Raw genomic sequence first — 866 nt, forward strand, 5'->3', positions numbered from 1 at the left:
CGATCGTGTCGCCCAAGGACACCTCGTGGCATCCCAACTCGATCAACGCTTGCGATATGTTGGCCACTTGTGTTGGAGGTGTCGCCCCATCGTGAGGGCAATCGACGACGCACGACAGATAGCCACGAACTGGAACATGGTATTTATCGGCCTGAACCATTAATGGCTCGAAGCGTTTCAAGCTCTCTGTAATTGAACAGTTGATGTTATGCTGGCAAAAACCTTCAGAAGCCGCAGTGAAAATGGCGACCTGATTGGCGCCAGCATCTAAGGCTTGCTCTAAACCTTGGAGGTTGGGGGTGAGTGCCGAGTAAGTCACCGAGGCTCTTCGCGTGATATTTTGCATGACTTCTTTGGAATCTGCCATTTGCGGAACCCATTTGGGTGAGACAAATGAGCCGGCTTCGATGTGACTCAAACCCGTGTCAGAAAGTAAATCAATCAGACGGATTTTAGTGCGAGTCGAAACCGGTGATTCATTTTGAAGTCCATCTCTAGGGCCAACTTCAACAATGGTTACGTTAGTAGGCAGTGTCATTCTTCCTCCGTATCAGGTTGATGGACCCAGCTCGGAGGCCGTTTTTCTAAGAAAGCTTGTAAACCGTCTTGCCCTTGCGGCGATACGCGGATATCGGCGATCAATTGGCTGGTGTAGCGGATAAGCTGAGAGTCAATGGGATTTTGGTGGCATTGTTCGCACAGTGCTTTCGCTTTTCTCATCGCATCTGGGCTATTGAGTAGCAAAGAAGCGACGACTTCGCTTACGCATGATTCAAGATCGTCATCTTCTTTCACTTCATGCACGATGCCAAACTGTTGCGCTTTAACCGCAGGGATGACTTCACCACTGAGGATGTAACGACGTG

At 49.7% G+C, this 866-nt stretch carries 2 protein-coding genes; both read right to left on the reverse strand.

What is annotated here, in order from left to right; genetic code table 11:
- The coding region (locus tag R7190_RS26355) for a hydroxymethylglutaryl-CoA lyase (RefSeq protein ID WP_318137740.1) at positions 1–538 on the reverse strand (538 nt) is incomplete at its 3' end.
- On the reverse strand, positions 535–866 hold a 332-nt coding region (locus tag R7190_RS26360; protein WP_318137741.1), incomplete at its 5' end, for an enoyl-CoA hydratase-related protein. The genes R7190_RS26355 and R7190_RS26360, both read right to left, overlap by 4 nt.

The sequence above is a fragment of the Vibrio sp. 1078-1 genome, from assembly GCF_033340475.1.